The sequence below is a fragment of the Pseudomonas sp. EB271-G4-1 genome (assembly GCF_058791355.1).
On sequence record NZ_JBYTEO010000058.1, the window covers coordinates 1 to 12722 of the forward strand.

12 protein-coding genes are annotated in these 12722 nt (G+C 57.1%); 9 read left to right on the forward strand and 3 right to left on the reverse strand.

Going from position 1 to position 12722, the window contains the following annotated elements; all coding sequences use genetic code 11:
- The 3 genes from AC3WWR_RS24115 to AC3WWR_RS24125 form a co-directional block, all read left to right on the forward strand.
- On the forward strand, window positions 1-1185 hold a 1185-nt coding region (locus AC3WWR_RS24115; RefSeq protein ID WP_492599133.1), incomplete at its 5' end, for a glycoside hydrolase family 19 protein.
- Window positions 1178-1957, forward strand: coding sequence for a hypothetical protein (locus AC3WWR_RS24120; RefSeq protein ID WP_042955362.1), 780 nt, complete (start codon window positions 1178-1180; stop codon window positions 1955-1957). The genes AC3WWR_RS24115 and AC3WWR_RS24120, both read left to right, overlap by 8 nt.
- Before the next feature lie 121 nt (window positions 1958-2078).
- Complete coding sequence (locus tag AC3WWR_RS24125) at window positions 2079-3182, forward strand: hypothetical protein (RefSeq protein ID WP_492599134.1); 1104 nt, start codon at window positions 2079-2081, stop codon at window positions 3180-3182.
- 143 nt (window positions 3183-3325) lie between these two features.
- Here AC3WWR_RS24125 and AC3WWR_RS24130 read toward each other — a convergent pair whose 3' ends face one another.
- Genes AC3WWR_RS24130 through AC3WWR_RS24140 form a run of 3 tightly spaced genes read right to left on the reverse strand, consistent with a single transcriptional unit; the run spans window position 3326 to window position 7508 of the window.
- A complete protein-coding gene (locus tag AC3WWR_RS24130) occupies window positions 3326-4099 on the reverse strand; it encodes an SDR family oxidoreductase (RefSeq protein ID WP_492599135.1) in 774 nt (257 codons plus the stop codon).
- Window positions 4096-5790 (reverse strand): FAD-binding protein, encoded by a 1695-nt coding sequence (locus AC3WWR_RS24135; protein ID WP_492599136.1) that lies wholly within the window; start codon window positions 5788-5790, stop codon window positions 4096-4098. The genes AC3WWR_RS24130 and AC3WWR_RS24135 overlap by 4 nt, the downstream gene beginning before the upstream one ends.
- Window positions 5791-5798: 8 nt before the next feature.
- Window positions 5799-7508 carry an FAD-binding protein gene (locus tag AC3WWR_RS24140; protein ID WP_020797528.1) on the reverse strand — a complete coding sequence of 570 codons (1710 nt, stop codon included), beginning with the start codon at window positions 7506-7508 and terminating at the stop codon, window positions 5799-5801.
- 454 nt (window positions 7509-7962) lie between these two features.
- Here AC3WWR_RS24140 and AC3WWR_RS24145 point away from each other — a divergent pair, with 454 nt between their 5' ends.
- The 6 genes from AC3WWR_RS24145 to tglI all read left to right on the forward strand — a co-directional run bounded on the left by AC3WWR_RS24145 (window position 7963) and on the right by tglI (window position 12720).
- Window positions 7963-8709 carry a methyltransferase domain-containing protein gene (locus AC3WWR_RS24145; protein ID WP_083349432.1) on the forward strand — a complete coding sequence of 249 codons (747 nt, stop codon included), beginning with the start codon at window positions 7963-7965 and terminating at the stop codon, window positions 8707-8709.
- A gap of 13 nt (window positions 8710-8722) precedes the next feature.
- Window positions 8723-9640, forward strand: coding sequence for a class I SAM-dependent methyltransferase (locus AC3WWR_RS24150; RefSeq protein ID WP_050511616.1), 918 nt, complete (start codon window positions 8723-8725; stop codon window positions 9638-9640).
- 68 nt (window positions 9641-9708) lie between these two features.
- Complete coding sequence (locus tag AC3WWR_RS24155) at window positions 9709-10782, forward strand: M50 family metallopeptidase (RefSeq protein WP_020797525.1); 1074 nt, start codon at window positions 9709-9711, stop codon at window positions 10780-10782.
- 10 nt (window positions 10783-10792) lie between these two features.
- Window positions 10793-10948, forward strand: coding sequence for a 3-thiaglutamate biosynthesis pearlin carrier peptide TglA (tglA, locus tag AC3WWR_RS24160; protein ID WP_020797524.1), 156 nt, complete (start codon window positions 10793-10795; stop codon window positions 10946-10948).
- A gap of 64 nt (window positions 10949-11012) precedes the next feature.
- On the forward strand, window positions 11013-11927 hold the full coding sequence (tglH, locus tag AC3WWR_RS24165) for a peptidyl (S)-2-mercaptoglycine synthase subunit TglH (RefSeq protein WP_020797523.1): 915 nt from the start codon (window positions 11013-11015) through the stop codon (window positions 11925-11927).
- The gene (gene tglI, locus AC3WWR_RS24170; RefSeq protein WP_020797522.1) at window positions 11917-12720 is read left to right on the forward strand and encodes a peptidyl (S)-2-mercaptoglycine synthase subunit TglI; all 804 of its coding nucleotides are present in this window, start codon (window positions 11917-11919) and stop codon (window positions 12718-12720) included. Before tglH ends, tglI begins: the two co-directional genes overlap by 11 nt.
- Window positions 12721-12722: the final 2 nt, after the last annotated feature.

Sequence of the window (12722 nt, forward strand, 5' to 3'; positions counted from 1 at the left end):
GCTTCTTTTCTCAGCGCCGTCGGCGGCTTCAGCGACGCACAACGCGAGCGTTATCGCCCCATCGCCGAAAAGGACGACAAGGGCCCGATGAAAAACCGCTTGTACGCGATCATCGATCGCAACCGCGACGGCAAGATGACTGCCGCTGAACTGCAAGCGGCCCTTGAGCTGCCGGCGCATGCGCAGTCGATCTCGCAGATGATCCTGTACAAGGAAAGCGAGTGGTTTGAGCAGCCGAAGATCTGGGATGCGTTGGATGAGTTGCTTGGTCATAGCGGCTCGACGCCGCACTTGAACTGGCTCGCGGAGAAGCAGCGGATTGCAGAGCTGGGGTGGTGGAGGGACGTCGCGGAAAAGGTGGGATTGCCTTCGTGGGGGAGTGCCTATCACTTTCATCCGATTGGGATGCTTGGTCACTTCGCGAACACCGTAAACGGAATGCTGAGCTGCAAAATATGCGGTGTTACGCTCAAATTAACGAGTGATTTTTTGAGCGAAATATGCGGCAACGAAGTAAACCCGCTTTTTATCAGTGCGATGGTCGATGCAGCTAAACACTTGTTCAAAAAGTACGGATTAGACAGTTGCGAGCAAATCACCCACCTATTAGCACAAGCAAAAAAAGAGACTGGTGGGTTTGTACATTTTAGAGAGTCGCTAAACTACTCTAGGAGGACATACACTGCCGCCAGACTTTACAGACTGTCTCCGACTGTAATAAATGCGGGATTCTCCAGAAAAGGGCTTTCTTTCTCAAGTGAAGAAGAAAAACTAGCCTGGATAGATGAGCATCTTATTGGTAACGATGTAGCTTACGGATTGCATTGTTATGGCAATTCTGAAAAGCCAGGGAAAGACTTCAGGGGGCGAGGGTTAATCCATCTCACTCACTATGAAACCTATAAGAAATGCGCCAAAGACACAGGTCTACCGATTGACTCTAATCCAGAGCTATTGGAAAAAGATTTCGCCGTCGCTATAGAAACAGCACTGTGGTTCTGGAAGGCAAGGCGCATATCCGCAATTGCGGAGGATCCGACCCTAAATGGGGATGCAGGTGTTACTGCGGTGACTCGCCCCATAAATATCGGGTTGGCAGGTTTGTCAGAACGCCAAAAATACAAGCGGGACATAACTGAAAAATTTAATGCAAATTTTGATAGTAGGTGCAAGCGAAATGATTAAATTAATTTTACTTCTAAGTTTTTTCTTTGGATCGACCGCTTTCGCAAGCAATGAAAAGTGCAGCAACGTTGGTCTTCGGGAAGCTTATAAATCCATGAGCACAAATGGATTGGACATATGTTTCGCCTACACGAAATCAGATGTTCGAGCCGAAAAAAAGTTATCTAGCGATCCAGACGAGATATCTCTTTACTCAGTCGCCCCATCTAAAAAACCGAAACTTATTTTTCAATTCCCATATGCGGGCACGGAAGGAACAATCACCGACGCATTTTTCTTTACAGCTGAAGGGAAGTTCGAAGAAACGCTATTTATTATTCACCGCATGGAAGCGCCAAAATCGTGGGACTCCGTGAGTGATATTTACAGCGTCAGTGTTTTTAGGTGGGAGGGAGACTCTCTACTTCCCGATCAAAAGCGCACTCGTTTTTTTGATATAGGTGGGGATACTATTGACGAGCACGGACAATCAACATATATGTACCCGTACAAAGATAAGAAAAGTATTGAGTCTGCAATTGCTTCGCCCTTGTTTCGCACCGTCGTTGCTGACGAAAAAGTCACAGGCACCATCATGGAAAAAACATTTCTTCATGATGGCGGTTCGGAGCCGTTGCCGGAGTATTCAAGCAAGATGTATTTAATCAAAGGGGACAGAGTTCTAGTGGAGGATACGACGGCCGGATGGTGCAGGGTTTTATACCAAACAAAGGTGAAGATAATTAAGAAGTGGGCGCAGTGTAGGTCAATAAATTTTTCAGTGAACCGGTGAAGTTATGCCAATCAGACTGGACAAAATTCCTGCTCCCGCACTGTGCCCTCAACCTCCTCGATTTTTACTTTGGCTCGGCCTGCTGATGCTGTTCTGTTTGCTGGGCACAGGAGGAACGCTGTTGTTCGGCGATGAAACCTTACCTCAACGGCCTGCGGAGTTCTGGCGCGCGGCCTTGGTCTTTCCAATCCTGGCCTGGTGCGTGCTGGGTTTCGGGCGAGCGATGTTATACGTTGGCGAGCATGGTGCCGCCAAAGGTTGGGATGAAGCGCGTGAAGAAGACCTGACCCGAAAGATTCGTCAAGGGCGTCGCTCGCAACAGGTGTTGGGCGTGAGTTTGCAGACGGCGCTTCGGCAGCCTGGCGATGAACCGTCAATACAACTGGAGGCTCTGCTGAGTGGAGCGAATGCGCTGAAGTCCCAAGCCTCCAGAATGGATGGAGCAATACTTCGCCATAGTTGTTTATCTTGCGATGCCGATGAAAATCCGGAAGCGCTATTGCTGAGTATATGGGCACAGACGCTCGCCGACCTGGCGCCCACTTTGGCGCAGTTGCCTGCTGATCAACCACTGGCCCTGTTGCTGGACGTCGATACCGGTTTGCCGGAGAACCAGTGGCGCCGAGTCTGGCAACAAGCGTGGCGCGAATCCGGTATTCGCCAGCCCGTCACCCCTGTCGATGGCGGCGGACTGACTGCACTGGACCAGTGGCTCGACCGGCGTATCCGCGATCGGGCGTTGCTGCTGGTGGTGGCCGTGCAGTTTGCACCGCAGCAGCCTGAAGGCACGGCGGAAGCCGCCGTCGGGTTGTTGTTTGGCAACCGCCTGACGCAGACCACCTTAGCGCCAATCGCCTATCTTCACCGCCCGGAGCAGGAGCGCACGCCCTCCTCCGATGACCTTCTTTATGCCACGCGCCAGGCCCTTGATTGGGTGCCGCTTGAATCGACATCGATCGAGCGGGTTTGGCGAGTGGGCATCGATGCGCAACGGGCTGTCGCTGTCGCGAGCGTACTGAGTGAAGTCCTTATGCCGGTCAACAAGACTGGGTTGAGCAACCTCGATGCAATGCTGGGTCATCCAGGCTGCATATCGCCTTGGCTAGCTGTCGCGACTGGAACGCAGGCGATTGCGCGTGGCATTGGACCGCAATTCATCTTCAGTGGCGGCGGTGGTGCGACTGGGCTGTGGGGCACGGTGTTGATGCCGGTATCAGCACTTTGAAATAGGTGAATGGGAGCAAGCAGACGGCCATCCGACTTGCCCGCGAAGAACGATGAGGCGGTGCGGCAAATGCATCGCGGCGTCGCGTTCGCCGGCAAGTCGGATCGCCGCACCGCTGGCTCCTACGGTGGCCACATGAGCCGCTAGATACCCATCACCATCTGCCCACTATCAACGCGCAACTCCACACCATTGATCGCCCGCGCCTCATCGCTGGCCAGGAACAGCACGCTGGCCGCCACATCCTCCGGCAGGCACATACGGTTCATCGGGTCGCTGTCGATGGTCAGGCGGTTCGGGTCGACGCCTTGGGGGAAGCTGGCGCGGGTCATGTCGGTGAGGACGCCGTCGGGGTGCAGGGTGTTGCAGCGGATGCGGAATTTGCGCCGTCGGCAAAGCGCTGCCACCGAACGCGACAACGCCGCCACCGCGCCTTTGGAGGCGCTGTAGGCCAGGTAGTCGTCGCGCCCGGCGAGGGCCGCGATGGATGAGAGGTTGATGATCGAACCACCGCTGTCCTTCATCAACGCGATGCCTTCGCGGCAGCCCAGGAACACGCTGTCGGCATTGACTCGCAGCATCTTGTGCCAGTCCGCCAGGGTGGTTTCCTGGATCGAGCCGGCGATGAGGATGCCGGCATTGTTGACCAGGATGTCCAGGCGACCGTAGCGCTCGCGCACATGGTCGATGACCTGGCGCCACTCAGCTTCGCTGCTGACGTCGTGACGGATGAAGGCTGCAGTCGGTCCGATCTCCATCGCCAGGGCCTGACCTGCCTCGACGTCCAGGTCGCTGATCAGCACCTGGGCGCCCTCGGCCGCGAGCAGCCGCACGCTCGCGGCGCCGATGCCCTTGGCGCCGCCGGTGACCAGCGCGACCTTGCCGTGAACCCGGCCATTCTTGTTGTCGGTCATCATGTCATCTCGTGTGTATGGATCGTTTCGGCTTGCTTGGTGCGCGCGACAGCGGCACCGGCTCGTCGACCGGAGAACACGCAGTCGGCCAGGGACAAGCCACTGATGTACAGGTGCGAGGGAATGCCCAACGCGCTGCGGCCGGCGGCGTACAGGCCACTGATGGCTTGCCCGTGTTGGTCCAGCACCGCGCCGCTGCGCTCATCCACGCGCAAGCCGCCCAGGGTCAGGGCGCCCAGGGGGAAGACCGGATTGGTCACGGAGATATCGCAGGCATAGAAAGGCCCCTGCTCAAGCACCTGGCGACCGCCCTCGGACTTGCCGAATGGCTCCGGCGCTTCGCCACGGGCGGCGGCGTTGGCGGCCAGCACCGACGCACGCAGTACGGCGGGGTCCATGGCGGTCGCACTGGCCAACTCGCTCAGGCTCTTGCCCTTGCGCACCTTGAACAGCATCAGCGCCAAGGCCGGAAAACTCTGGAACCACCAGTAGCCGCCGAACAGCGCTTCGCGGATGGCTTTCTTGCGCAACGGCGCGTCCAGCACCAGCCATGCCTTGCCGCCCTGCTCTTCCATCAACGGTTGCCCGAGGGTGGCGCCGTAGACTTCTTCATTGCAGAAGCGCCGGCCCTCGCGATTGACCACGATGCCCTTGTGCCAACTGTACGGCGGGTTGATGAAGCGCCATGCCGATACCCGCTCAAGCCCCGAGCCCTGGCCGCCGACACTGGCGCCCAGGCGCAAGCCGCTGCCATCGCAACCGGTGGCGCCGACCTTGAAGTTGCGCCGGAACTTCGGTGCGTGCTGTTCGAGCAACTGGCGATTGAAGATGAAGCCGCCGGTGCTCAGGATCACGCCATGGCGTGCCTGCACCCGAAGGGGCCTGGCGAAATCCCGTTCCAGCTGGCAGACCTTCTTGCGCAATTTGTTGCAATAGCCCGGCGCGAAGTTCTGCAGGCGTTCGGCGCGGGCGGACAGTCGTGCGTGCAACTGGGCTTGCTTGCTGCCTTCGGGCATACACCAAAACTCGGCACCCAGTACCCGCCCCCGGGGGTCGACCAGCAGTCGTCGCGCCGCCGCCTGCAACAGCGTTTTCGCTCCGGCCTTCAGGCACGCTGCCTTCAGGTGGGCAAAAAGCACCGCGCCGCCCTGCCCTTTGCCCACGGTGCGATGCCCTCGTGGTGCAGGCGGCAAGGGGCCGCCGTGGTCGGGCACCAATTCGTTGCCCGAGTAATAGAGGAAGTAGCCGTCGGGCGGGTACGAAGTCTTTCCCCCGCCGGGTGGCATCTGGTGGGCATAGGGCGCGCCGTGGCTTTCCAGCCACTCGAGGTTGCTCACACTGTCGGCGCAGAAGCGCCGCAAAGTGTCATCGCTCACCACGCCCCCGGTTTCGTGCTTGAGGTAATCGAACATGGCTTCGGGGCTGTCGTTGAAGCCCGCGGCCTGTTGATGACGCGTACCGCCACCGGCGTAGACCACCCCGCCACTCTTGGCGCTGGCGCCGCCGCCGGTGAAGCGGTCAGCGATCAGCACGTTGGCCCCCTGGGCCCGAGCTTCCAGCGCGGCGCAGGCACCGGCCGCGCCCCAGCCGACGACCAGCACGTCGCAACGTTCGTCCCAGTCCACACTGCTGCCATCGGTTACTTGCAGGGGCGGCAGCACATCGGTGCTGGGGAGGTTATCGGACATTGACATAGCCCCTCCTAACGCTGGCTAGCCAGGTGATTGGCGGCGACATAGCCGAAGGTCATCGCCGGCCCCAGGGTGCCACCCGCTCCCGGATAGCTGGTGCCCATCACCGACGCCGAGCAGTTGCCAATGGCGTACAAGCCGGCGATGGCGGTGCCATCTTCGCGCACCACCTGGGCATGCTCGTTGGTCAACAGGCCGCCCTTGGTGCCGATGTCCCCGGCGTCCAGGCGCATGGCGTAGTACGGGCCTTTGCGCAGGGGCGCCAGGCACGGGTTGGGCTTGATGTTGCTGTCACCGTAGTAGCGATCGAAGACATTGCCACCACGGTCGAAGTCGAGGTCCACACCGGAGCCTGCATAGTCGTTGACCTTGGCCACGGTGGCTTCCAGACCGAGGCTGTCGACGCCGATCTGTCGGGCCAGGCCAGCCACAGTGTCGGCCTTCCAATACAGGTTATTGAGCCACTCCTTGCGCAGGCGGCTGTCGGGCATGATCTGCCCTGGCATCAACGGCCCCATGGCATAGTTGAAACGGAAATGCGCGTCGAAGATCACCCAGGCCGGTACCGACTTGCCGCCGGTTTTCTGGTTGTCTTGATGCATGGCATCGACAAATTCCAGATAAGGCGCGGCTTCGTTGACAAAGCGTTGCCCCAGGCCGTTAACCACGATGGCGCCGGGGAACGCACGCTCGGCAAAAATCCCCCGGGGTTTGTCTTCTCCCGGTACGGCAATGGTCGGCGCCCACCAGGCCCAATCCATCAGCGCGGTGGCCGCGCCCTGGGCCATGCCGGCTTCCAGGGCCGCGCCGGTGTTGTTGCCGGGCGGTGTCGCGCTCCAGGCCTTGCGGGTTGGCTTGGGCAGGTACTGGTCACGCAGGGCCTGGTTCTGTTCGAAGCCACCGGAGGCCAGGATCACACCGTGGCGTGCCTGCAGTTGCAGTTCGGCACCGTCACGGCGCACGGTGACGCCGCTGACCCGACCGTTATCGGTGACCAGGCCGCAGAAATCGGTGTTGAGCCAAAGCGGCACGTTGCGGTCCATCAACGAGCGGCGCAAAGACGCCACCAACGAACTGCCCAAGGACGCGCGACGATCCATCTTGCTCTTGCGCCGCCATTTGAAGTCCAGCTTGTAGCGCAGCATCAGCTTCATGATCAGCAGGCGCCAGCCGAAGCTACGGGCCATGGCCTTGTGCGCATCGCGCGCCGTCCAGGCGATGCGCCCCATCAGCAGGGTCGAAGGCGAAGGCTTGCGCAGGTTTGCCAGTTCCTCACCCAGCAGACTGGTGTCGAACAACTCCGGATCCAGGGTCCGCCCACCGGGCAAAGCCCCCGGCAGGTGCGGATAATAATCAGGGTATTTGGCCGCCACGGCGTAGCGCACCCGGCTGATACGGGTGAGCTGCTCGATCATCTTCGGCGCATTGTCCAGGTAGGCACGCAGGCGCGTTTCACCGACATGCTCGCCCGCTGCCGCCTTCAGGTAAGTCAGGGCGGTGGCGTAGCTGTCGTTGCCCTTCATGCGCGCGAAATAGTGGTTGTTGGGAATCCAGATACCGCCTCCGGAGATCGCCGAGGTGCCGCCGTACTGGTTGCTTTTCTCCACCACCAGCACACTGAAACCCTGGTCGGCGAGGAATACCGCCGAAGTCATCGCACCTGCACCCGAACCGACGATGATCACGTCGTAGTGGGTCTGAGACTGAACTTGAGCCGTCATTGTTGTTATGCCATTAGCTGAGGTCAGGAAAGAACCGCCGACCACGCAGGGTGCGCTGGCGGAGTGCAGCCCCATGATCGGGGGTGCGGGGGGATGGGCTCATCGTCAAAGTGGACTAGGGGGGGGTGGCGCTTGTCCCTGTAGATTGGTCGCAGGAAGTCCGCGCGCCCTCGATTTTGTCCGCTTCATTAAGCACAGATTGTACCAGTCGAACTCTGACGTTCCCCTTCACCAATACCAAGGTGTTAAATACATTACGGAACAGCGGCAGATCACAACACCCTTTACTTAATGCGCCTATATGGAACGCTTTGGGAAATCCCCTACAAAATAAACATTTATTTCCCACAAATATGATGATGACACACTGATTAGAACTGGATAGCCTCTACTTGAGCAAAAAATTCAGTTGCACTAATGCGCGCTAATACTATCGCACAAGGATTTGACATACATGTCTGCCCTAACGACCTCTCTTGGCACTCTCTATGAAACCGTTGGTGATGGTGTAGAGTCCAGTAATGCCTCATGGAGTTTCGGAGGCACGACACCTGAACACTTTGACACCCATGTATCGAAATCCGTACCCAAATACAAGGACGGACACGATATCGTGCTGTCGCTCAGCGACTTTTTTGTAAAAACCGATAGCACCTGCTACGAACTTGGCAGTTCCACCGGCACCTTAACTCGGCAACTTGCACAACGCCATTTCGCATCGGCGAAGTGGGTGGGCATTGATGTGGAAGAAGCCATGACCCGCAAGGCGAATGAACTTTTAAGCGTATCGCCACAGCACAATGTCAGTTTCATCACCGATGATATTCTGAGTTTCCCCTATGAAAAAAGCGATCTGATAGTTGCGTATTACACTATCCAGTTTGTACACCCGCGCATTCGCCAAGCCTTGTTCGATCGCATTTATGAGTCCTTGAATTGGGGTGGTAGTTTTATCATGTTTGAAAAAGTACGTGGTCCAGACGCACGCTTTCAAGACATCCTCAGCAGCCTGTATGTAGATTATAAGCGGGACCAAGGCTATAGCGCCGATGAAATCCTGGCAAAAACCAGAAGTTTGAAAGGTGTACTGGAGCCTTTTTCCACGATGGGAAATATCGACATGTTATCTCGTGCCGGCTTCAGGGATATAACCAGTGTTTTCAAATACATTTGCTTTGAAGGATTCTTCTGCATCAAGTGACCGGAACGTGATCATGAACGCAACCATAGAACAAGAATATTTGCAACTTCTGCAGATGCCAGACACGTTTCGTGCGCAGAAAATGAATTGCGAATTGTGCAATTCCAAAGACCATTGGGTTTTACTGGAAAGCGTCCAAGGGCCCGGTGACCAAACTGTGGCATTGCCAGTACTCGGTTGCCAGGACTGCGGCCATATTTTCCAACAATACCGCTTCGATCAAGCTTTCTACGACGCTTACTACGACAAATACTACCGCCTGAGCCTGTTCGGCAATACGGGACCTGAGCGCGCGTTCTTTCTGGACCAGGTACGCCGCGGCGAACACCTTTGCCGGTACTTGCAGGATGTGCTTCCCGCCAAAGGCAAAATGCTTGATGTCGGCTGTTCTTCCGGCGGCCTGATGATTCCCTTCGCGAAACGGGGATGGACAGTAAGAGGCAATGATCCCGACCGGGCCTATGTAGAATACGGCAAAAATATCGGCCTGGACATCGATCTGGTGGGGGCCGAACGTATGAGCCCCAGTGGTGATTACAACCTGATCATCATAAATGGTTCTTTGGAACATGTTCATGATGTCAACCGAGTCATGCAACTTTGCCGACGGGCCAGTGCCGAGGATGGGTTGCTGTTGATTGAAGGTCGCGCGCTGGGTTATGGCATCGAACAAGGGTTTCTAACCCATAACCATCGTCGTTATTTGAGTGCCAGCAGCATCGAGTACCTGATGTGCCAGCATGGTTGGGAACCGATCCGGACCACCCGTGAGCCCATATGCGGGCCCACTCGGCCGGGGGCGGTGTTCGTACTGGGGCGAGCCTCTACCCAGCGTGCTAATGAGCACCTCGAAAGCATTAAGACCCAAGGCCGCATGGCCCTTCAGAAAACTTACATGCCAAGCCTCCTTGCGTTGCGAGCTCGCGCATGAGTACCTCGGTCCATGCTCTCGAAAACTCGAGCGCCCAAGCTCATTCCTGCTTTAGGGATGACCTGGTTGTGACGCCACTGCCAGCAGACTCGGTCACTTGGCGCTATAACCTCTACGATCCCAGTAACGATATCGGCTTTGAACTGGGCAAGGCCGAGTACTCGCTTGCTTTGCTCTTCACTGGTCAGCGAAGCCTTCCAGAGATCGCCGACGCCGCCCTTGTTCAGTATCGAATCAAGGTAAGCCCTGAGAAGCTTGCGCAGTTCGAGCGCAAACTGCTCAAACTGAAACTGCTGAGCAGCGATCAAACCGCTCATAAAAAGGACCTGCGTGACCCAGCCACGGGCATAACCTACGGCCCGCTGAAAGAGTATTTGCTGATTAACCTGGTGAAAACCAACCCGCAGCCACTGCTCGATCATATTTACCGGTTGGCGCCCTGGTGCTGCCGCGCGGCATTCATTTTGCCGTTACTGGCATTGGCCCTAGCGAGTTTCGTATACCTGGGCGTGCACTTCAGTACGTTCATGGCCGATGCTGGCGAGACCTATATCCACAGCTACCGCTGGTTGCTCTGGCACTTCCCGGTCATTTTGACTTCTATCGCCCTTCACGAACTGGGGCACGCATTGGCCTGTCGTCACTATGGGGTCAAGGTCAACGATTTCGGAATCGGCATCTACTTGTTGCTGGCCACCGGCTGGGTACGTCCGGTACAGGCGCAATGGTCGCAGCTGCCACTGAACCAACGGGTGATCACCATTCTGGCAGGCCCCTTGGTCAGCCTCCAGTATGCAGGCGTGAGCATTGTCCTGTGGGCGATGTTCCGTGACACCCAAGGGGTTTTGCCCGGTCTTTTTGTGGTGATGATCGTGGCTTCGTTTATTTCCCTCATTCCGACGCTGCTGCCCATCTTCAATGGCGACACGTACCTGGCTATTACCGAGGTTCTCGGGCAACCGCGTCTGCGCCAACGTGCTTTCAACTATGTAAAGCGCCATTGGCGCACCGCGCCGCTGGAAGCGGTTTCCCCTGCATTGCGCAGGCTCTACTGGAGCACATTCCTGTTGACCTGCCTGGGCTGGGTAATCGCCTGGTGCCTCACCGCAGCCACCCTGATTCGCCTTTTCAACCACCCATAAGGATGATGTCATGACCCAACCTACAGTGACCCCGGCTATCGCCAACACGGATGAACTTACCACCGACCCCACTGCCAGCATCACGCCGCAAGCCCTCAACGATATGCCGTTCGAGGAGTTCGACCTCGACGATATCGAAATCATCGAAAGCAAAGTTTTCGCCTGATCGCTCCGCGCCTCCTCGGCTTTACGTCGAGGGAGCCGCCCCCTTCCTCAGACTGGGCAACCACATGGCTCACTTCGTTAAGCCCGAACCAATTGGTGTGGGTATCCAGTACAACCCCGAAATCCTGGACTGGTTTCCATTTGAGGAGATCGTAGTCGATGTGCTGGAAATCCTTCTCGATAACATCATGGCCCCCATGGATGGCCCGCAGATTATCAAGCCTGGGGCTCAGGCGATGATCAATCGGCTGGCTGAGAAATTCACATTACTGGCGCATTCCAATTACGGCTGCGACTTTGGTTTCAGCCCTCTCGAAGAAACCGCCGCAGTGCAACGTCATGTGCCCCTGGCCAAGATGCTGAACAGTCCATGGGTCGCCAACCATTGTTTTTATGGCGACAACTCCTGGCTGGATATCTGGAGCAGCCCGCTGCAGTTTTCCAATTCAGAGGTGCTCCGCTGCGCCGAACGCGCGAAGACTTTGCAGGCGCATTATGGGATGCCATTGGCCCATGAAAACGCCGCCTATTACCTGCAATGCCCAGGCGCTGAAATGCGTGAAGCCGAGTTCTTGGCCCGGCTCGTGCAGCAGTCCGGCACCTTTTTGCACCTGGACTTGCACAACATCTACACCAACCATCTGAACCTGAAAAACTTCGACTTGCACGACTACCTCGACACCTTGCCATTGGACAAGGTGATCTCGGTGCATCTGGCGGGTGGCAGCTGGCACGAGGGGCTTTACCACGACTGGCATGACTCGTGTGTGCCCGAACCTGTTTGGGACCTGTACCAGGAACTCATGTCCCGCACCCGACCCTCGGCGATCATCTTGGAATACCAGGGACAGGCCCACCATGCGCTGACACGAGTGATGGACGCCAACGACGAACACATGATTGTCACCGATGTGCGGCGTGCTCAGAAAATCTGGAACTACTACACCAAACCAGTACAGGAACTGACGCATGGACGCTGAGCAGGTCTGGAGGCTATGGCGACGCCTGCTACGCGATGAAATGCTGCAGCAACAGTTGTACGAAGCTCAGGGCGCGATTGAATGGCTGCAAAACTTCCCCGATAACGAGCGGGCTATTCTGCATACCTACGCCAGTCAGTTTGAGAGGGTGAAATGGTTCGTCGAAAACTATCAGTTCCGCTTGGTCAACTCCTTTATCAATGCACTGGAAACCGGCGCCCCGCTGACTTTGCGCGCACTGATCAACATCGGGCTGGATCTGCCGACCCTTTCCAAGGCATTCCTGCGTCAACAAAAGTGGTTTGATTACGGGCCAAGAGTTTATGGCTATTGCGATGCGGTCCTGGACTTTCTACTTGAGCGCCAGGAGCTCGCTGATTACCCGCAGATTCGTGACCTGATAGGGCTTGAACGCGAATGTGTGCACCTCTACACCGGACTGGTGAAAGCCAGCGCCGTGGTGCCGGGCCAATATCAGCGCACCGACAGTGCACGCATTTACCAGAGCAGCTATGCGTTGTCGCAGTGGTTGCGTGATAAAAGCCTGCTGGGGCGTAGCAGCCCGGAGGGAACCAGCCAACACATCCTGGTGTATTTGCCCACCCCTGAGACCCGCCATAAATTCACGCTCATAAGCCCGCGCGCGACGTATCTCTATCGATGTCTTGAGCAACCACAGTCACTCGTCACCTTGACGCAGATACTGGGTTCCACAGCCGCCCAACCAAGCGGCGAGGACATTGCACTGCTCGGCAAACTTCATCAACTCAACGCCATTAGGATGCCGGTCTAGAC

Excerpts from the sequence above, each read along its gene's own strand:
- AC3WWR_RS24120 (WP_042955362.1), top strand. The coding sequence starts at position 1,178 with ATGATTAAATTAATTTTACTTCTAAGTTTTTTCTTTGGATCGACCGCT.
- AC3WWR_RS24130 (WP_492599135.1), bottom strand. The coding sequence starts at position 4,099 with ATGATGACCGACAACAAGAATGGCCGGGTTCACGGCAAGGTCGCGCTG.
- AC3WWR_RS24135 (WP_492599136.1), bottom strand. The coding sequence starts at position 5,790 with ATGTCAATGTCCGATAACCTCCCCAGCACCGATGTGCTGCCGCCCCTG.
- AC3WWR_RS24140 (WP_020797528.1), bottom strand. The coding sequence starts at position 7,508 with ATGACGGCTCAAGTTCAGTCTCAGACCCACTACGACGTGATCATCGTC.
- AC3WWR_RS24145 (WP_083349432.1), top strand. The coding sequence starts at position 7,963 with ATGTCTGCCCTAACGACCTCTCTTGGCACTCTCTATGAAACCGTTGGT.
- AC3WWR_RS24150 (WP_050511616.1), top strand. The coding sequence starts at position 8,723 with ATGAACGCAACCATAGAACAAGAATATTTGCAACTTCTGCAGATGCCA.
- tglA (WP_020797524.1), top strand. The coding sequence starts at position 10,793 with ATGACCCAACCTACAGTGACCCCGGCTATCGCCAACACGGATGAACTT.
- tglH (WP_020797523.1), top strand. The coding sequence starts at position 11,013 with ATGGCTCACTTCGTTAAGCCCGAACCAATTGGTGTGGGTATCCAGTAC.
- tglI (WP_020797522.1), top strand. The coding sequence starts at position 11,917 with ATGGACGCTGAGCAGGTCTGGAGGCTATGGCGACGCCTGCTACGCGAT.